We start from the raw sequence: 17,080 nt of genomic DNA, 5'->3' as shown, positions 1-17,080 counted from the left end.
CGTACACGATTTAATCGTGTTAGAGTTAATAGATGGGCCTGCGGATGCAGTGCTGCAAAGAAGGAGACGGGAAAATGACAGTGGACGTTAAATACACCGCCAAGGCAAAGGCGACCGGTGGCCGTGACGGGGCTGCGGAAACGCTCGACGGCAGCTTGACCGTCAAGCTGGCGACGCCGAAGGAACTGGGCGGCGCAGGCGGTCCGGGCAACAATCCGGAACAGCTTTTTGCCGCCGGTTATTCGGCCTGTTTCATCGGTGCGCTCAAATTCGTCGCCGGTCAGGAAAAGGTCGCCATTCCGGCGGATACCTATATCGTGTCCGAGGTCGGTATCGGCCCGCGGTCGGAAGGCGGCTTCGGCCTGACCGTTTCGCTCGATATCGCGCTTCCCGGTCTGGAAAAGGCCCAGGCGGAAGCGCTCGTTGCCAAGGCGCATCAGGTCTGCCCCTATTCCAATGCGACCCGCAACAACATCGACGTCAAGCTGTCGGTGATCTGAAGACGGTTGTGATCGCGTGTTTTAGGGAAGGGGCGTGCTTGATTGCGCGCCCTTTTCGCTTTTAGGCTTCTGGTCCCATCACCAACACGAGGCCCGGACCCATGACCGGTATACCACCCCGACTGGACGGAATTCTGGAGACGGCCGTCTATGTGGACGACATGGAGGCCGCTCACGGGTTTTATTCAGGCGTCCTCGGTCTGACGCGGATGGTCTCCGGAGACCGCCTTTATGCCTATGACGCGGGCCCGGCCCAGACGTTGCTTGTCTTCCACCGGGGGCATACGGGCGGAGACGTTCCGACGCCGGGCGGGGTCGTTCCCGGGCATGATACCACCGGTCGGTCTCACTTCGCCTTCCGCACCGGACGGGACGCGCTGAACGACTGGCGGACGTATCTCAAAGCCTACGGCGTTGAGATCATCAGCGAGGTCGATTGGCCTGCCGGCGGACTAAGCCTTTACTTTCGCGATCCGGACGGCAATGTTCTGGAAATTGCGGCGCCGCCGCTTTGGCCCAATTTCGGGGCCTGATTTTCGGGGCGAAGTTTGAGGCAGGGCAGGGCCTTGCGGGGGCAGTATGAAATTCTTGCAGGCGGTATTGCGGGTGCTGTTCTACATCGCCGTGGGCGGTGTCATTTCAATCGCGGGAGCGGCGTTCTTCTTCATGCACTGGGAACCGGACCGGGAAAAACATCCGCTGCGCGGTATCGACGTGTCCCATCACCAGGGCGAGATCGACTGGCAGCAGGTTGCCGGTGACGATGTCGCCTTCGCCTATATCAAGGCGAGCGAAGGCGGGGACTTCAGGGACAAGGCCTTCGAGACCAACTACAGGGGCGCAACCGGTGCCGGACTGCCCTGGGGCGCGTATCACTTCTTCAGCCTGTGCAAGAGCGGCGCGGCCCAGGCCGCCAACTTCCTCAACGCTCTCCCGGGCGATTTGCCGATGCTGGCGCCGGTGCTCGATCTGGAGTTCAAGGGCAATTGCGCCGACCGTCCGCCGCAGAAGGATGTCGTCCGCGAGATCGCCCATTTTGTGACGCTGGTGGAACAGGCGACCGGGCAGGGGGTTATCCTCTATGTGCCCAAGCCATTCTATGAGAACTACATGAAAGGCGAGAGCGTGAACCGGCGAATCTGGGCGCGCTCGATCTGGCGTTCTCCCGGTTACGTCAAGAAATGGAGCCTGTGGCAATATCACATGCGCGGCAAGGTCGCGGGGATCGACGGTGACGTGGATCTGAATGTCCTAGCCAATGATCTGCCTTTGAGCGGATTGAAAAAATAGGCCGTAAGATCCTTATAAATTTATGAAAATTACTACCTGTTGACTTTAAGGTAAAAAGCGCTGAGTGTCCTTGATCAAGCTGAGAGGACTCATGCAACGGCTCTACACGATTACACAACTCACCCAGGAATTCGAGGTGACGACGCGCACCCTGCGGTTCTATGAGGCGCAGGGCCTGCTCTCGCCGCAGAGGCGTGGACGTCAGCGGCTTTATACACCTACCGACCGGACCCGGCTCAAGCTGATCCTGCGCGGCAAGCGCCTCGGCTTCTCCCTCGCTGAAATCAGCGAGATCATCCAGATGTACGGCAAGGCGCCGGGCGAGGCCGGCCAGCTTCGGGTGATGATGCAGAAGATCGATGCCCGCCGCACCGAACTTCTGGACAAGCGTCAGGATATCGAACTCTCCCTGAAGGAACTTGAGGAGGTAGAGGAGGGGTGTCGGCGGCGCATGACGGAGCTCGGCATGAGCGAGGAAGACGTGATGGCCGGGGAGAAGGCCAAGGTGAAAGCATGAGCAATTCATCGGTCACCTACAAGGGCGTCGTCTATCCCCAGCATTGCGATCACATGGGGCACATGAACGTGGCCTGGTATGTTTCAAAGTTCGACGAGGCCACCTGGAATTTCTTCGCTCTCATCGGACTGACGCCCACCTTCCTGAGGCAGTCCGGACGCGGAATGGCGGCGGTCGAGCAGCAGATTTCCTATAAAAACGAGATGATGCCCGGTGACCTGATCGAGGTGCGCAGCCGGCTTATCGAATTGAAGAGCAAAGCCGTGCGGTTCACTCATGACATGTTCAATGCCGAAACCGGGGCGTTGACCGCCTCGACGGAACTGACGGCGGTGCATCTGGATACGCAGTTGCGCAAGGCGGTTGCTTTCGCGCCTGAGATTACGGCCTGTGCGGAAGCGGCGTTTCCCGCAAGCGGGGAAGGGGCGATCCAATGATCCTGGAACCAAGAGACCCGGAGTGGGAAGCACGAGTCCGTTCAAGCTTTTCCAGGCAGCCGTTCATGTCCTTTCTCGGCGCCGAACTGACCCATGTGTCGCCGGGCGCCGTGGATATCGAGCTGGCCTTCAAGCCGGAACTGACCCAGCAGCATGGGTTTTTCCATGCCGGCAGCACGTCCACCATCGCCGACAGCGCCGCCGGTTACGCCGCGCTGTCGCTCTATCCGGCGGGTACCGGCGTGCTGACCACGGAGTTCAAGATCAACCTGCTCAATCCCGCGCGCCAGGAAAGGCTCGTAGCACGGGGGCGGGTGCTGAAGCCCGGAAAGACGCTGACCATCTGCCGGGCCGATGTCTACGGGCTCGGAGATACTGAGCAGGCGCATGTGGCGACCGGGCTCTTTTCCATGATCTGCCTGCAAGGCATGGAAGACTAGGGGAACCCATGGGCGAAATCCGGATCCGGCCGCTGGAGGCTCGGGACAGACCAGAATGGGGGCGGTTGTGGCAGGCCTATCTGGCCTTCTATGAGCAGGATCTTGCGCCGGAGGTCACCGATACGCTGTTCCAACGCCTTCTTGGGGAAGGCCGGCATTTCGGCCTGGTCGCGGAGCAGGACGGCCGGCTCGTCGGACTGGTCCACGCATTGCCGCATGACAGCACATGGGCAATCGAGCCCACCTGCTATCTGGAGGATCTGTTCGTTGATGGCGACTGCCGGGGGAGCGGGGCCGGCCGCAAGCTGATCGAGGCAGTCTATGCCGAGGCCGACAGGCTCGGCTGCTCGAAGGTCTACTGGCACACCCATGACCACAATACCCGCGCCCGGCAGCTTTACGACCGCATCGGGCATCTCACCAATTTCGTCAAATACGTCCGCTGAGCGGACCCGACCAAACGTTCTCGGGAGGAACGACACATGATCCGCAACGACTTTCCGTCCTTCAACTTCAACCTCGGCGAAACCGCCGACATGCTGCGCGACAGCGTGCGCTCCTATTCTCAGGACAGGATCGCGCCGCTTGCCGACCGCATCGATCGGGAGGACTGGTTCCCGAAGGAACTGTGGCCGGAAATGGGAGAACTCGGCCTGCACGGCATCACCGTGGAGGAAGAATGGGGCGGTTCCGGCCTTGGCTATCTGGAACACTGCATCGCCATGGAGGAGGTCAGCCGGGCGTCCGCGTCCATCGGCCTTTCCTACGGAGCGCACTCCAACCTGTGCGTCAACCAGATGCGCCGCTGGGGCAATGACGACCAGAAGAAGCGCTATCTGGGCAAGCTGATTACCGGCGAACATCTGGGCGCGCTCGCCATGTCCGAACCGGGCGCGGGCTCCGACGTGGTCTCCATGAAGCTCAAGGCGGAGAAAAAGGGCGACCGGTATGTCCTCAACGGCTCGAAGATGTGGATCACCAACGGCCCGCAGGCCGATACGCTGATCATCTACGCCAAGACCGATCCGGATGCGGGGCCGAAGGGCATCACCGCCTTCCTGGTAGAGAAGGGTTTCAAGGGCTTCTCCGTTGCCCAGAAGCTCGACAAGCTCGGCATGCGCGGCTCGGAAACCGGTGAACTGGTGTTCCAGGACTGCGAGGTGCCGGAGGAAAACGTGCTCGGTCAAGTGGGCAAGGGTGTCAACGTGCTCATGTCCGGTCTGGACTACGAGCGCACCGTGCTGGCGGCCGGTTCCATCGGCATCATGCAGGCGGCCATGGACGTGGTGATCCCCTACGTCCACGAGCGCCAGCAGTTCGGCCAGCCGATCGGCACCTTCCAGCTCGTCCAGGGCAAGGTGGCCGACATGTATGTCACCATGAACGCCACCAAGGCCTATGTCTATGCGGTGGCCCAGGCCTGCGACCGGGGCGAGACGACCCGCGAGGACGCCGCCGGCGCGATCCTGTATGCGGCTGAAAACGCAACGAAGATCGCCCTTGATGCCATCCAGCTTCTCGGCGGCAACGGCTACATCAACGAATACCCGACCGGCCGCCTGCTGCGTGACGCCAAGCTCTATGAGATCGGCGCCGGCACCAGCGAAATCCGCCGTATGCTGATCGGCCGGGAGATCTTCAACAAGACGGCGTGAGGGTAGGCGATGGCCGCCGAATACCTGTGGCCGTGTACCCGCCCCCTATTTGTCACCCCTGGTCGCGCTTCGCTGACCGGGGATGACGATCGGGGGAAAGACCAGCTATCGACCATCTCGTCCGCATAACTCCGCATTCATCGAAACCGGCGGCCAACGGGTAATATTCCGTCCCAGCGCTTGACTCGCGTGCCTGTTAGGCAATTTCCTGTGGGAGGCGACAGGAGGATTGCCCATGACCGGCGAAACCGATCTCGACCACCTCATTTCCCAAATGCGGCCGATGCTCGATCCGGAGCCTTATGTGTTCTGCACCTTTGCGGAGAAGACGGTGGCGGACCTGGCGGCCTATGAACCCGTTGGGCTTTTTGCCGAAACCGAGGGCATGAGCGCAATCCTGCCCGTGGAAAAAGCGCGGAAACTCGGGCTGGCGGAGGCGGAATGGTTTCGCCGGATCACGCTGACAGTGCATTCCAGCCTGGAAGCGGTCGGCTTGACCGCTGCGGTTTCGGCAGCGCTTGCCCGCGCAGGTATCCCGGCCAATGTGGTTGCCGCCTTTTTCCATGACCATGTGTTCGTGCCGGCTGCTCAGGCGGAAGAGGCCTTGAGACTTTTGACATGTCTTTCCGAAGAAGGATCCGCCGAAGTCGCGTAAAATTGACATTTGGCGTCTATCATTTAACGAAGTCCGCATAACTTCGTGCCATAGTTAAAAGTTGCAGGCAGGTTTTGGTAACCGGTCCATGGATCGGAAGTGGGCTCCATTTCATGCACTTGGACATTTTTACGCTTTTTTTCTTGCTGGGAACGTTGATGTTCCTGGTCGGCATGGCGCTGCTGGTCGTGTGGTGGCCGAGCCGTTCCGAACCGGGGCTGCTCTATTGGGCGGTCAGCTTCTTCGTTCGCGTCTCGGCTCTTCCGCTCATGATGGCGCGCGGGCAGATCGCCGACAGGCTGTCGATCGACTTAGGCGGAGGGCTGCTGCTTGCCGGTCTCGGGCTGGGCTGGGTCGGAACCCGGCTGATCGCCCGGCGCAAGGTGAGCATCCTGATTGCGGCCGCGCCGATGGCGATCTGGTTTCTCGCCTGTCAGGTGCCGGTCATATACACCGATACCGGCAACCGGGTTTTCGTCTTCTCCACGCTGACCGCTCTCTACAGCTTCGCGATCGCCTTCGAGTTCTGGCGTGACGCGGTTCTTTCGGGACACCGGCTGAAGAAGGGGCTGGCCGCCTTGTTTATCGTCAGCGGGTCCGCCCACGCGGTCCGGGCCGTCTACGGACTTGTCACCAATTTTCAGGAAGGCCTTTTTGAACGGCATGACATCATGGCCGTGTCCGTGTTCGTGCCGCTGGTGCTGGTGGTGATCGGCACCCTGATCGCCATGGCCATGTATCGGGAAGAGCACCTGGACACGCTGCAGTACGATGCCTCCCACGATCCGCTGACCAATGTTCTCAACCGCCGCGCCTTTTTCTCCCGCGCCGAAGGCATGTTACGCGAGGGCCGGCAGGACGGGGTGACCGTGGCGCTTCTGATGCTCGATCTCGATCACTTCAAGACGGTGAACGATTCCCATGGCCATCTGGCCGGCGACCAGGTGCTGAAGCAGGTCTGCGCCCGGGTGACGGGCATGATCCGCCGGACCGACCTGTTCGGGCGTCTGGGAGGGGAGGAATTCGCCGCGCTCCTCAGGGTCGTCGCGCCGGACGACGCGATGTTGGTAGCGGAAAAAATCCGAAAGGCCGTCCGTTCGATGGCCATTGGAACCGAGGAAGGCGATCTGTCCGTCACCGTGAGCATCGGCGTGGCGGAAGATGCCGGCGAGGGGCATGGTTTCAGAGACATGATGCGGAGGGCGGATTCAGCGCTCTACGCGGCAAAGCTCGGCGGTCGCGACAGTGTCTGCGGCTACTTCGAAGGTCAGGCGCATCCTGCGAGCGCAGGAATCGGACTGGTGCCGGCCGTCGAAAGGGTGTCGGTGCCGGAAAAATAGGCGCTCGTATTTGTGCGGCTTTTCGGCGACACCGTGACCGGTCAATTCGGGCGTGACGGTTGCAATTTCACTCCGGCAGTCCCATTCCTAAGAGAAGTTGAGCAGGGGAACCGCCATGCGTACCAAACGCCGACTGGCTGCCGTGATGTGTGCCGACGTGGCGCATTACGCGCGGTTGATGGAAGTGGATGAGGACGGGACGCTGGACCGTCTGAAGTCCTACCGCGAAATCATGTCGCAGCTGGCGGAGCGGCACAACGGGCGGATCGTCAACACCTGGGGCGATGCGGTCATCATCGAGTTCTCCAGCGTGGTGGAGGCCGTGCAATGCGCGGTCGAGATCCAGACGGAATTGTCGCTGCGCAACGCGGACCTGCCGGACGCGCGCAAGATGGAGTTCCGGATCGGGTTGAACCTGGGCGATCTGATGGTGGAAGGCGACGATATCTACGGCGATGGCGTCAATGTCGCAGCCCGGCTGCAGGAACTGGCGCCGCGGGGCGGTATCCTGCTGTCCCAGTCTGTCTATGATCAGGTGCACAGCAAACTGGCCCTTGGCTTTGATCCGCTGGGTCCGCAGCATGTGAAGAACGTCAGCGATCCGGTGGCCACCTATGCGGTCCGTCTTGGCGGGCGCAACGCCCCGGCTGAGCAGGAGGCGCGGGAGCGCGTCAGGGACCACGCTGCCGATGCCGGACCGGTCCATGCTGGCGGTCCGGCCGGCGATCGGGATGCCGCCGTCCTCGCCAACGGTTTCGAGCAGGCACGTGCCTGGCTGAGGCGCCAGCCGCGGATGGTCCGCAGGTGCGTCTTCATGATCGGCTTTTTCTTTGTGCTCAATCTCCTGACGACAGGGCTGTCGCCGCTCTGGTTCGTCTGGCCGTCCCTGCCGTTTTTCGCGGCCATGATGTGGCATCTGTTCCTGGGGAAGGGCGACCGAAAATTCCGTGACGGATCGCATCAAGCCGATTGATCCTTGCCAAAAACCCCTTATGTTTCGGTTCTGATAACTCTTTCAGGATATGCCTCGGCTGAGGATTTGCGAGCTGCTCCCGGTTCGCATACACATTGAGACACCGAACGACCGGCGCCTGAGCCGGCAAAACGCCAACGGAGCCCATCCCGCGCATGAAAAACTATTCGACAACGGTGCCAGCCCGTCTCGATGACGAGGAAGAGGAAAAGGCCAAGAGCCAACCGTCCATCCAGGTCGACAAGCATCTGTTCGAGGCCCGCACCGTTCTGATCACGGGGCCGGTCAACCAGGAGATGGCCCGGGATGTCTGCGCGCGCCTTCTGGCGCTTGCCCAGGTTTCCAACGATCCGATCACGGTGATCGTGTCGTCTCCCGGCGGCCATGTGGAATCCGGCGACATGATCCACGACACGATTAAGTTCATCTCGCCGGAAGTGCGTATTCTCGGCATGGGCTGGGTGGCGAGCGCCGGCGCGCTGATCTATGTGTCGGTACCGAAGGACAAGCGCTTCTGCACGCCGAACACCCGGTTTCTGTTGCACCAACCGTCCGGTGGTGCCGGCGGCATGGCGACCGACATCGAGATCCAGGCGCGCGAAATCATCAAGATGCGCGACCGCCTCAACAAGATCTTTGCCGATGCCACGGGACAGCCGTTGGAACGCATCGAAAAGGACACGGACCGTGACTACTGGATGGGCCCGGAAGAGGGCATCGAATACGGCCTGGTCGGCAAGGTCGTGACCACGGTCAGCGAACTCAGCTGATCTCTACACGGTCAATCCGGAAAAAAGAAAAGCGCTGGCAGGGAAACCTGCCGGCGCTTTTTCGTTGTTGGATACTCCGGATCAGGCCGGGACGCCGATCGGGTCCCGCGACGCGGGGTCCGCTCGCAATTCCGGGACGTTCACGACGTGGGGGCGAATATGCTCCATCACGACCCGCATCTGGGCTTCGTTGCGGACGGAGGAACGATTGCCCCCCAATGCGTTGACGACATGGTCGACAAACCGGTCGTATCGGTTGTCGTCGAGACGGAGCGGTTGCAGCACGGCACCGATCGGCATGCCGTCGTAGAAGGGGGCGCCTCCGAACAAAAACACCAGGAACTCGCAAAGCTCGTCGGAGTGCCTCAGGATGCGGCCCTCCTGAGACGGTCTGAACGCGCTGTCCTGATACAGTTTGTTTTCGAGCGTTTTGACGGCTTCCTGGAAAGCCGGACGTCCGCCAAGTTTCAGATACAAGGTCATTCTTTTGCCCTCGGTTACATCGTTGATCCGATGGGAGCAAAATGCACCAGGCGTGTTCCGATGCCTGTGACATCTGTCACGGATTGCGCCTTTGGGCCTCGTCACTTGTCGCGAGGGCAAAACCTGCAGGGAATTCAAAGGGGTTTTGCGGGTGGATCGACGGTGATGCCGTTCGCGCTGTGCCGGAACTAGAGCCTTTCCTGGTTAGATTGGAGCATTCTGTTTGTCGTCCGGCGAAGCGATCTGTGCGGAGGGACGAGAAGCCCATAGCGGGGCTATGGGCAAGCGGCCCGACAATACAGGCGTCCGCCGGACGGAAACCCGCCGCGTTGTTTGCCTTCGGCAAACACGCAGCAGCTCAAATTACGGATCATTCGAACCGCGGATGCGGTGCGAATGAGAGGGGGCCCGGGCCGGTTTGGCCCAACGCCTTCGGGCTTCGCCTCGACCGTGCAGTCAGCACGGCCTTCGCCAAATCCCTCGACCTTGAACCAAACCGGCTTCGGCAGAATGCTTCAGTCTAACCGGGAAAGGCTCTAGGCTGTGGTGACAATTTAATTATTTAAGCCAGAGCATAATGCTTGCGAGCTTGATGAAGCCGATGAAGTTTGCAGCGAGCTTATCGTATCGCGTAGCGATACGGCGCCATTGCTTGAGTTTGGCGAAGTAGCCTTCTATTCCCCACCGGTTCTTGTATGCGATTTGGTCGTAGTGATGCTGATGCTTGCGATGGCGGCGTGGCGGAATGATGGGCTCGCCGCCTTGTTCAAGAATAAGATCATGTAGACTGTCAGCGTCATAGGCGCGATCCGCAAGAACCTGCTGTGCATGCAGACCGCTCATGAGACGGCACGCGGGAGCCATGTCATTTTGTTGTCCCGGCCCGATATCGAAGCGAACCGGTAAGCCCAGTGCGTCCACTACTGCGTGGATCTTCGTTCCAAAGCCGCCCCGGGAGCGTCCAAGGGCCTGGGCTTCAGATCCCCCCTTTTGCGCGCTCCGCCCGCGGCTTGGGCATGTGCTCTTATGACGGTCGCGTCGATTGCCAGCCACTCCATGTCCGGCTCACGGGCGATCGCCTCGAATATGCGCTCAAAGACACCAGCTTCAATCCAGCGATAGTAACGCCGTTTGGCTGTCTGATAGGGACCGAACCTGTCCTCTGGCAAATCTTTCCAGCGGGCGCCTGAGCGAGCGAGCCATAAGATCGCATTAAAGAAACGACGTCCGTCACTGCGCGGACCGCGCCGCCCCTGCCGGCCACCCGGAACAAATTCCCGAAGCCGCTCCCATTGATCGTCCCGAAGTATCTCGCCTTCCACACCAGCCTCCAAAAGCCAGTGTTGAATCTGATTTGTCGACCTTTGGGAATCCCCAATTCCTTAAATTGTCACTACAGCCTAGCGCTTTTTTCCGGCCTCAATCAGCCAGTCCCGGCACCTTTGTTCCGGATCCGTCGCCTGCAGCACATCGGTAATCACGCAGATGCTGTCGGCGCCGGCGGCATAGACGTCCGCGGCCTGTTCCAGGCGTATTCCGCCAATGGCGACCAGCGGGCAGGGGATACGGGCTTTCCACTGCCTGATCCGGTCCAGGCCCTGAGGCGCGTGATCTACGATCTTGCCCCGTGGCTCGTAGATTGGTCCGAGTGCGATGTAGTCGGGATCGAGCGCGAGCGCGCGGTCCAGTTCGGCCGGTGTATGCGTCGAGATGCCGATCCGGATCCCGGCGGCCTTCAGGGCGGCGACGTCGGCGGTGTCGAGGTCTTCCTGTCCGAGGTGGACCCAGTCCGCTCCCGCATCGATGGCCTGGTGCCAATAATCGTTGACCACCAGAATGCAGTCGTGCCCGCGCGCGATCTTAACTGCGTCCCGAATCGCCTTTTCAGTTTCAGGCAGGCTTTTGTCCTTGATCCTGAGTTGGGCGAACCTCAGGCCAACAGGGCACAGCCGGGTGAGCCAGGAGGGGTCGTCCACGATCAGGTAAAAGGGAGGCAGCATCTTGTATGTCATTCGGATTCGCTCAGATGAGCCTCGAACCTATCCCAAATACCTGATCAGAGAAACGTGCATGGCCGTTGAGGTCCTGATTCTGCTATTGTGAGTCCAGAACCTAACCCAAGGGCACATTTGCGGGTTGAAACAATCCGTTCAGCCGGTCTGCCCTTTGCGAAAAACGGACGGAGCCCCATATAGGAGCTGTTCGCGACCCTGAACGGGCGGGACCGTCGTCAATCTTGAAGGAACAGGGCTCATGGTCCTTGAAGCGCCGCTGCTCGCCGCGAACGTCGTTCAATGGCTCTATTCGGAAGCCGTCGGACGGCAGGACAGCCTGGAACTGGTCGAAGATCTGGCTTCGCATTTGCGTGAAGGCGGGCTCCCGGTTGACCGGATTACAACCGCGATCATGCTGCTGCATCCGAATGTGCGGGCCGAGGCGGCCGTTTGGGAAAGCAGCGGAACACGCGAGTTGCGTCGTTATATTGGTTCCGAGGAGCTGGATGAGCGGTATCACAACAGCCCGCTGAAGGCCGTCTTTACCGGAGGCCAGCCGGTCCGCTGCCGGATCGCGCCGGAGCCGGAGCCGGATGAATTCACCGTCATTCCTGACCTCAGGCCGACGGATACACCGACTATATTGCTCTGCCGTTACCATTTTCCGATGGGTCGACCAAGGCGATGACCTTCGCGACCAAGACACCGGCTGGATTTACAGGTGCGCAGATCGGCGTGCTGGAATCGATCATGCGGCCGCTGGGAATCGTTTGCGAACTCGCGACGCTGAAGCGGACCGCGGAAACGCTGCTCGACACCTATGTGGGCGTGCGCGCGGGCAGCAAGGTGCTCAACGGCACGGTCAAGCGCGGCGACGGCGAGTGGATTTCCGCGGTGGTCAGCTTCGCGGATCTGCGAGGCTTCACCCGGATTTCGAATACGCTGCCGGCGGACAAGCTGATCAAGTTCCTGAACCAGTATTTCGGTGCCATGACGGCGGCGGTGGAAGCCCACGGCGGCGAGGTGCTCAAATACATCGGCGACGAGATCATGGCGATCTTCCCCTATTCCAACGCGGATGAGGCGGAAGACGCGGCCAGGCGCGCGCTGCTCGCAGCCCGGCAGACGATCCAGAGCATCGAGGAAATCAACCAGGCCAACATCTGCCTGGAGACGCCGGACCTGAGCGTTGGTATCGCACTTCATGCCGGCGACGTCTTCTTCGGCAACGTGGGCAGTGAAACCCGGCTCGACTTCACAGTCATTGGTCCGGTGGTCAACATGGCCGCCCGGATTGCGGAGCTTGCCAAGGACCTGGACCTGGAAATCCTGGTTTCCGAGGTGATTGCCGACATCATGGATTGCCGGTGCGGCCTGTTTGGGGAATATCAGGTAAAGGGGTTCGACGAGCCGGTGCGTGTGTATTCGTCAGCGTCCGCGCTGAGCGACAATGCCAGCTTGTACCCGGACAGCACTGCCTTCCGCGCTTTGGAGGCGAACTGACGGCGGAGCAGGACGATCAGGACCGCCAGCGTCGTCACGGCGAAGGCGATGGGGCCGCCGAACCAGCCCATGAAGCCGATCGAGAAGAAAAAGGCTCGCTGGCCGCTGTTAAAATGGCGGCCGGCAAGCACATTCAGTTCCGCCGCCGTTCCGGCCAGTTTCCGGATGGCTTCGGTTTCCGGTGAGCCGGCTTCCGGGACAGATCCCAGGACAATGCTGGAATAGTTGAACAGCCGGTAGGCCCAGCCGAACTTGAAGAACCCGTAAGCGAAGATCAGCATCAGGCCGAGAACCTTGATCTCCCAAAGAGCCCGGCCGCTCTTGACGGGGAGGGACAGGTCCGTTGCCACCTGAAGAATGACGTCGGTGGAGTTCAGAAGCGCGAAACCGCCGCCGATGGCAATCAGCGAGGTTGAGGCGAAAAAGGCGGTGCCCTGCTGCAGGCCGGAGGTGATTGCCGTGTCCATGATACGCACCGGCCGTCGGGTCATGGAGATCATCCAGGCGCGCCGGTAGTTGTCCATCGCATGAGACAGGGTTTTGTGGCGCAAGGGGCTGATGTCGATCAGCAGGTTGAAGCCGAACCAGGCGAACAGGAACCAGGCGACGGCAATCAGATCGGTAAGCGAAAGCACATTCATCATGGCCGGCCTCTGTGATTCATTCCGTTCCTGTTTCGGACTGGGTCCGGGCACACAAAGCGCGCCTCCCTCTGTGTTTACCGCAGCTTTTTTTATCTGGCTACAATCACTTAAGATTTTGAATTAAATGATAAAAAGGGAGACCAGCGCGGATTGCATTCCTGATGCCTGTTTTTTGCACTTGCGAAGTCGTTAGGGATCCCTTAACTCCTCGCCCCAATAAGGCCACATTTCGCCACGGGGCACCTCCCGCTACCGGGCAGTGGGCAGAATAGGTCTAAAGGGTTTTCATGGACGAAAACGTGCAAAAGTCCTGCTGGGGCGTTACTGTCTGGACAGTACTCGCTCTGGGAGGCGCGCTGGCATTGTTCATGCTTTTTCACGACCCGGACACCGCCCAGCAGGCGGTCGCCGTCGTGAACTGACAAGCAACCAGCATACGAAATGGGCGCGGATCTCCGCGCCCTTTTTGTTTGTGGAGATCTCATGAGCGGATGACGTCCGCTTCATCCCGCGACCTGTGCAAAAGATCCGTCTATCCGTCCGGGTGCTTGACCTTGGGCGGTTTGCTGGTACCTCATCGGGACATGACCCTGCATCTGGTGAAATTGTGTGTTGGCGCGGACAGCGTGGAAAGCCTGCAGGCGTGGCTCGATTTCCGCATGGATCAGAAGCGCCAGGCCGGCGAACCGCTGGAGCAGACACACACCACACGCATGGTGCCGACCCGTCGGGACGAACTTCTGGATGGCGGCTCGCTCTACTGGGTGATCAAGGGGCGGATCCAGGTGCGTCAGCATCTGGTCGACATCCGTCCCTTCACCGACAAGTCGGGGGTCAAGCGCTGCGACCTTGTCCTCGAACCGCGGTTGATCCTGACCCAGTATCAGCCGAAACGGCCGTTCCAGGGGTGGCGCTACCTGAAGCCGGAAGACGCGCCTGCCGATATCCGCTCCGCGGCCGAGGCAGCAGCCATGCCGGAGGACATGCGCAGGGATCTTTCGGAGCTTTGTCTGATCTGATCAGGTGTCGGAAGGTTTGAGTTCCAGGTGCCGAAGAATCTTGGCAAGCGTCGGTAAATCGTTGCCCTTGCTGCGCGGGCGCTTCTTGTTGATCATCGCCAGATGCGAATAACCGTGGGCGAGAGACCAGATCAGAAGCTCGATCTCCTCCGGGTCGTCACCCGGTCCGACGAAAGGTTCGGAGACCTCGCTCAGGATGGTGTAGGCGCGCGTCGAGGCTGTCTCGAATTCCGGATCGTCGCCGTCTAAATCCAGTCCGGAAAACATGAACAGAAACAGTTCCCGGTGGGCCTTGGCGAAGGCGAGATAACCCTCGCAGATGGCCGTCAGCCTGGCGCGGGGTGTGTCGGGCGCGTCGGCAATGCTCGTTTCCATGGACTGGGCGAACAGGCTGAAGGCTCGTGCCGCGATTGCTGTCGACAGGCCTTTCAGATTCTTGAAGTGGTAGGTCGGGGCGGCATGGGAAACACCGGCACGTGCCGCACATTCTCTGAGTGAAAGCCCGTCAGGACCCTTTTCCCGCAACAAGGTGATTCCGACCTTGATGAGGCTGTCGCGAAGTGTGCCGTCGCGCTTGCGCGGCCGTGCTGGTTTGTCCGTCATGAGGCGACCATGCTCCTCTAACTTGACAGCGTCAAGTTTCTTGCTAACTTTACAGTGTCAAGTTAACGAGGAGGAAGACGGCAATGGCTCGAAATATCCATTTGAAACGCGTCGGCACCTGGGTCGCAGCGACCTGCTGTGTGGTGATTGCCCTGATCTCCTATCGTTTCGCGATTTTCGGTGTGCAGGAGTCGATGCCCTTTATGGCGCATCATCTGGAAGCCGGCCGAATTCTGTTTTACGCCCACATCGCGCTTGCTCCGGTGGCTCTGGCATGCGTGCCGTTTCAGCTCTTTCCCAGGCTTCGGCGAAACATGCCGGCGGTACACCGCTGGGTGGGGCGCATCTATGTGCTTGCGATCTTCCTGTCGGGGATCGCCGGTTTCAGGATTGCGTTCAATTCGGCTGCCGGGCCCATAGCGGCGGCCGGTTTTGCGACGCTTGCGGTGATCTGGATTGGGGTTACGGCAACGGGTCTTGCCTATGGAATTCGGCGCAACCTCCCGCAGCACCGGGCTTGGATGTTGCGGTCCGTCGCCTTGACCTTCGCGGCCGTTACGCTGCGCCTCTATTTGGGCGCAAGCATGTCCATGGGCTTTCCATTCGAGATCGCCTATCCGGCAATCGCGTGGTTCTGCTGGGTTCCTAACGCCATTGTCATGGAACTCTACCTGCGCCGGCGCGGCCCCTTGAGCCGGGCGCAAATGGCACCTGCCTGAGCGGAGGGCGATCGGCTGAAACCTCAAAGGACTTGCCAATAGAGGCGGAGGCCCCCAAGTTTCGAAGGACAGATTCCAATGTCCGCTGGAGAAATGCATGGCCGAACGGCCTCCCGTCAAAAGCGAATTTAAAACGCCTCAGGCCGAGAGCCGGTCTTCGTCGGCCGATATTCAGGCCTTTCTGGACAAGGCGGCGGAGATGTCCGTGCCGCCGGGCGCCCGCGGGAAGCTGGTTTTCGGCCTCGACGCGACCATGAGCCGCCAGCCGACCTGGGACCAGGCCTGTCAGATCCAGGCGGACATGTTCAAGGAAGCGGGGAAGATCTCCGGCCTGGAGATCAAGCTGGTCTATTTCCGCGGCTTCGGCGAATGTCAGGCATCGCGCTGGTTTACCGGGAGTGACGATCTGGCGAAGGCCATGTCGCGGATCGATTGCAGGGGCGGGCACACGCAGATCCGCAAAGTGTTGTCCGCAGCCCTGGCGGCGGCGAAAGACGACAAGATCGCCGGCCTCGTCTATGTGGGCGACTGCATGGAGGAGAACGTCGACGATCTGTGCGCCCGTGCCGGGGAACTCGGTCTTCTGGGCGTGCCGGTCTTTCTGTTCCAGGAAGGCCGGGATCCGGTGGCCGAGCGGGCGTTCCGGGAGATTGCCCGGCTGACCCGCGGCGCCTATTGTTACTTCGATGCAGGCTCCGCGCGCCAGCTTGCGGACCTGCTCAAGGCCGTTGCCGCCTATGCCGCCGGCGGCCATGGTGCGCTGAAAAAGCTCGAGGCGTCCGGAGGACAAGGCGCCCGGCTTCTGCTTGATCAACTGAAATAGGCCGTATGTTCTATCTTCTTCTGGGAATCCTGCTGCTGATCATGCTGCTTTACGCGGCCCAGCATTTCGTCCAGGCCAATCCGGCCGATCTGGCGCGCACGCTCAGGCAGGGGGCGGGTATCGCTCTTCTGGCGGTCGCCGCGATTTTTGCCGTGGGGGGAAGGTTCGCCTTTGCCGTTCCTCTTGCCGGTGTCGGCCTGTCGCTGTTGGGCTGGAGGCGCCTGGGCGGGGTGTTCGGCGGAGGAAGCGGGCAGGCGACCCCGGGGCAGACGTCCCGGGTGCGGACGGCCATGGTCGAGATGGAACTGGACCATGACAGCGGTGATATGAGCGGAACCGTGCTTGCCGGGCGGTTCACTGGCGCATCGCTGGGAGACCTCGGCGACGCAGATCTGAAGGTCCTTTGGGAAGAGACCGTTACGGACGCGCAGAGTCGGGCTTTAGTCGAAGCTTATCTCGACCGCAGGCTTGCCGGCTGGCGTGAACACTTCGAGGCGGATGGAGCAGAGCGGCAGGGCGGCCCTGCGAGCACGGGCGCCATGACAGATGAGGAGGCCTACCAGATCCTGGGGCTTTCGCCCGGCGCCGGGGACGCGGAAATCCGAGCGGCGCACCGACGGCTGATGCAGAGACTGCATCCCGACCATGGCGGAAGCACCTTCCTGGCGGCGAAACTCAACGAGGCTAAAGACACTCTTCTCAGAAGACATTGACG

At 60.7% G+C, this 17,080-nt stretch carries 24 protein-coding genes; 19 read left to right on the top strand and 5 right to left on the bottom strand.

All coding sequences use genetic code 11. The features are described 5' to 3' along the window. Positions 1 to 74 precede the first annotated feature (74 nt). The 12 genes from ABIN98_RS09950 to ABIN98_RS09895 all read left to right on the top strand — a co-directional run bounded on the left by ABIN98_RS09950 (position 75) and on the right by ABIN98_RS09895 (position 8,577). Positions 75 to 500: an organic hydroperoxide resistance protein gene (locus ABIN98_RS09950; RefSeq protein ID WP_346909618.1), complete on the top strand. Its 426-nt coding sequence runs from the start codon at positions 75 to 77 to the stop codon at positions 498 to 500. 101 nt (positions 501 to 601) lie between these two features. Further along, positions 602 to 1,033, top strand: a complete 432-nt coding sequence (locus tag ABIN98_RS09945) for a VOC family protein (RefSeq protein ID WP_346909616.1) — start codon at positions 602 to 604, stop codon at positions 1,031 to 1,033. A 46-nt stretch (positions 1,034 to 1,079) separates the two neighbouring features. Then, on the top strand, positions 1,080 to 1,790 hold the full coding sequence (locus ABIN98_RS09940) for a GH25 family lysozyme (RefSeq protein ID WP_346909614.1): 711 nt from the start codon (positions 1,080 to 1,082) through the stop codon (positions 1,788 to 1,790). A gap of 91 nt (positions 1,791 to 1,881) precedes the next feature. After that, positions 1,882 to 2,307 carry a MerR family DNA-binding transcriptional regulator gene (locus ABIN98_RS09935; RefSeq protein WP_346909612.1) on the top strand — a complete coding sequence of 142 codons (426 nt, stop codon included), beginning with the start codon at positions 1,882 to 1,884 and terminating at the stop codon, positions 2,305 to 2,307. Next, positions 2,304 to 2,744, top strand: coding sequence for a thioesterase family protein (locus tag ABIN98_RS09930; protein WP_346909610.1), 441 nt, complete (start codon positions 2,304 to 2,306; stop codon positions 2,742 to 2,744). The genes ABIN98_RS09935 and ABIN98_RS09930 overlap by 4 nt, the downstream gene beginning before the upstream one ends. Next, positions 2,741 to 3,184, top strand: a complete 444-nt coding sequence (locus ABIN98_RS09925; RefSeq protein ID WP_346909608.1) for a PaaI family thioesterase — start codon at positions 2,741 to 2,743, stop codon at positions 3,182 to 3,184. Before ABIN98_RS09930 ends, ABIN98_RS09925 begins: the two co-directional genes overlap by 4 nt. Before the next feature lie 8 nt (positions 3,185 to 3,192). Continuing rightward, on the top strand, positions 3,193 to 3,630 hold the full coding sequence (locus ABIN98_RS09920) for a GNAT family N-acetyltransferase (RefSeq protein WP_346909606.1): 438 nt from the start codon (positions 3,193 to 3,195) through the stop codon (positions 3,628 to 3,630). 36 nt (positions 3,631 to 3,666) lie between these two features. Beyond that, positions 3,667 to 4,839 (top strand): isovaleryl-CoA dehydrogenase, encoded by a 1,173-nt coding sequence (locus tag ABIN98_RS09915; RefSeq protein WP_346909604.1) that lies wholly within the window; start codon positions 3,667 to 3,669, stop codon positions 4,837 to 4,839. A gap of 235 nt (positions 4,840 to 5,074) precedes the next feature. Then, the gene (locus tag ABIN98_RS09910; RefSeq protein ID WP_346909602.1) at positions 5,075 to 5,494 is read left to right on the top strand and encodes an ACT domain-containing protein; all 420 of its coding nucleotides are present in this window, start codon (positions 5,075 to 5,077) and stop codon (positions 5,492 to 5,494) included. Between the two features lie 158 nt (positions 5,495 to 5,652). Next, entirely contained in the window at positions 5,653 to 6,834 is a 1,182-nt protein-coding gene (locus tag ABIN98_RS09905) for a GGDEF domain-containing protein (protein ID WP_346909600.1), read from the top strand. A gap of 115 nt (positions 6,835 to 6,949) precedes the next feature. Further along, positions 6,950 to 7,807 carry an adenylate/guanylate cyclase domain-containing protein gene (locus ABIN98_RS09900; protein ID WP_346909599.1) on the top strand — a complete coding sequence of 286 codons (858 nt, stop codon included), beginning with the start codon at positions 6,950 to 6,952 and terminating at the stop codon, positions 7,805 to 7,807. A gap of 155 nt (positions 7,808 to 7,962) precedes the next feature. Further along, a complete protein-coding gene (locus ABIN98_RS09895; protein ID WP_346909597.1) occupies positions 7,963 to 8,577 on the top strand; it encodes an ATP-dependent Clp protease proteolytic subunit in 615 nt (204 codons plus the stop codon). Between the two features lie 81 nt (positions 8,578 to 8,658). Here ABIN98_RS09895 and ABIN98_RS09890 read toward each other — a convergent pair whose 3' ends face one another. From ABIN98_RS09890 to thiE, 3 genes are all read right to left on the bottom strand, one after another. Beyond that, positions 8,659 to 9,060 carry a Clp protease ClpP gene (locus tag ABIN98_RS09890; RefSeq protein ID WP_346909595.1) on the bottom strand — a complete coding sequence of 134 codons (402 nt, stop codon included), beginning with the start codon at positions 9,058 to 9,060 and terminating at the stop codon, positions 8,659 to 8,661. A gap of 558 nt (positions 9,061 to 9,618) precedes the next feature. Beyond that, a protein-coding gene (locus ABIN98_RS09885; protein WP_346907107.1) for an IS5 family transposase occupies positions 9,619 to 10,382 on the bottom strand; the annotation gives its coding sequence in 2 pieces (ribosomal slippage) (positions 9,619 to 10,052 and positions 10,052 to 10,382; 765 coding nt in all). Between the two features lie 78 nt (positions 10,383 to 10,460). Continuing rightward, the gene (gene thiE, locus ABIN98_RS09880; protein ID WP_346909593.1) at positions 10,461 to 11,072 is read right to left on the bottom strand and encodes a thiamine phosphate synthase; all 612 of its coding nucleotides are present in this window, start codon (positions 11,070 to 11,072) and stop codon (positions 10,461 to 10,463) included. A 241-nt stretch (positions 11,073 to 11,313) separates the two neighbouring features. Here thiE and ABIN98_RS09875 point away from each other — a divergent pair, with 241 nt between their 5' ends. After that, on the top strand, positions 11,314 to 11,742 hold the full coding sequence (locus tag ABIN98_RS09875) for a hypothetical protein (RefSeq protein WP_346909591.1): 429 nt from the start codon (positions 11,314 to 11,316) through the stop codon (positions 11,740 to 11,742). Further along, a complete protein-coding gene (locus ABIN98_RS09870) occupies positions 11,739 to 12,557 on the top strand; it encodes an adenylate/guanylate cyclase domain-containing protein (RefSeq protein ID WP_346909589.1) in 819 nt (272 codons plus the stop codon). Before ABIN98_RS09875 ends, ABIN98_RS09870 begins: the two co-directional genes overlap by 4 nt. On the opposite strand, the gene ABIN98_RS09865 is transcribed toward ABIN98_RS09870, so the two are convergent. After that, complete coding sequence (locus ABIN98_RS09865; protein ID WP_346909587.1) at positions 12,443 to 13,201, bottom strand: DUF599 family protein; 759 nt, start codon at positions 13,199 to 13,201, stop codon at positions 12,443 to 12,445. The two genes, ABIN98_RS09870 and ABIN98_RS09865, sit on opposite strands and share 115 nt — an antisense overlap. Positions 13,202 to 13,500: 299 nt before the next feature. Between ABIN98_RS09865 and ABIN98_RS09860 the strand changes: the two genes are divergently transcribed. Further along, complete coding sequence (locus ABIN98_RS09860) at positions 13,501 to 13,623, top strand: hypothetical protein (RefSeq protein ID WP_346909971.1); 123 nt, start codon at positions 13,501 to 13,503, stop codon at positions 13,621 to 13,623. Positions 13,624 to 13,785: 162 nt separating this feature from the next. After that, positions 13,786 to 14,220, top strand: coding sequence for a DUF1489 family protein (locus ABIN98_RS09855; RefSeq protein ID WP_346895215.1), 435 nt, complete (start codon positions 13,786 to 13,788; stop codon positions 14,218 to 14,220). On the opposite strand, the gene ABIN98_RS09850 is transcribed toward ABIN98_RS09855, so the two are convergent. Further along, a complete protein-coding gene (locus ABIN98_RS09850; RefSeq protein ID WP_346909585.1) occupies positions 14,221 to 14,823 on the bottom strand; it encodes a TetR/AcrR family transcriptional regulator in 603 nt (200 codons plus the stop codon). An 83-nt stretch (positions 14,824 to 14,906) separates the two neighbouring features. Between ABIN98_RS09850 and ABIN98_RS09845 the strand changes: the two genes are divergently transcribed. The 3 genes from ABIN98_RS09845 (at position 14,907) to ABIN98_RS09835 (ending at position 17,078) form a co-directional block, all read left to right on the top strand. Further along, entirely contained in the window at positions 14,907 to 15,542 is a 636-nt protein-coding gene (locus ABIN98_RS09845; RefSeq protein ID WP_346909583.1) for a DUF2306 domain-containing protein, read from the top strand. Positions 15,543 to 15,639: 97 nt separating this feature from the next. Then, complete coding sequence (locus ABIN98_RS09840) at positions 15,640 to 16,365, top strand: VWA domain-containing protein (protein WP_346909581.1); 726 nt, start codon at positions 15,640 to 15,642, stop codon at positions 16,363 to 16,365. A gap of 5 nt (positions 16,366 to 16,370) precedes the next feature. After that, on the top strand, positions 16,371 to 17,078 hold the full coding sequence (locus ABIN98_RS09835) for a DnaJ domain-containing protein (protein ID WP_346909579.1): 708 nt from the start codon (positions 16,371 to 16,373) through the stop codon (positions 17,076 to 17,078). Positions 17,079 to 17,080: the final 2 nt, after the last annotated feature.

It is taken from the genome of uncultured Roseibium sp., from assembly GCF_963675095.2.
GTDB lineage: Bacteria > Pseudomonadota > Alphaproteobacteria > Rhizobiales > Stappiaceae > Roseibium.
Note: the sequence above shows the minus strand (reverse complement) of the source record. Positions and strands in the feature narration are given on the sequence as shown.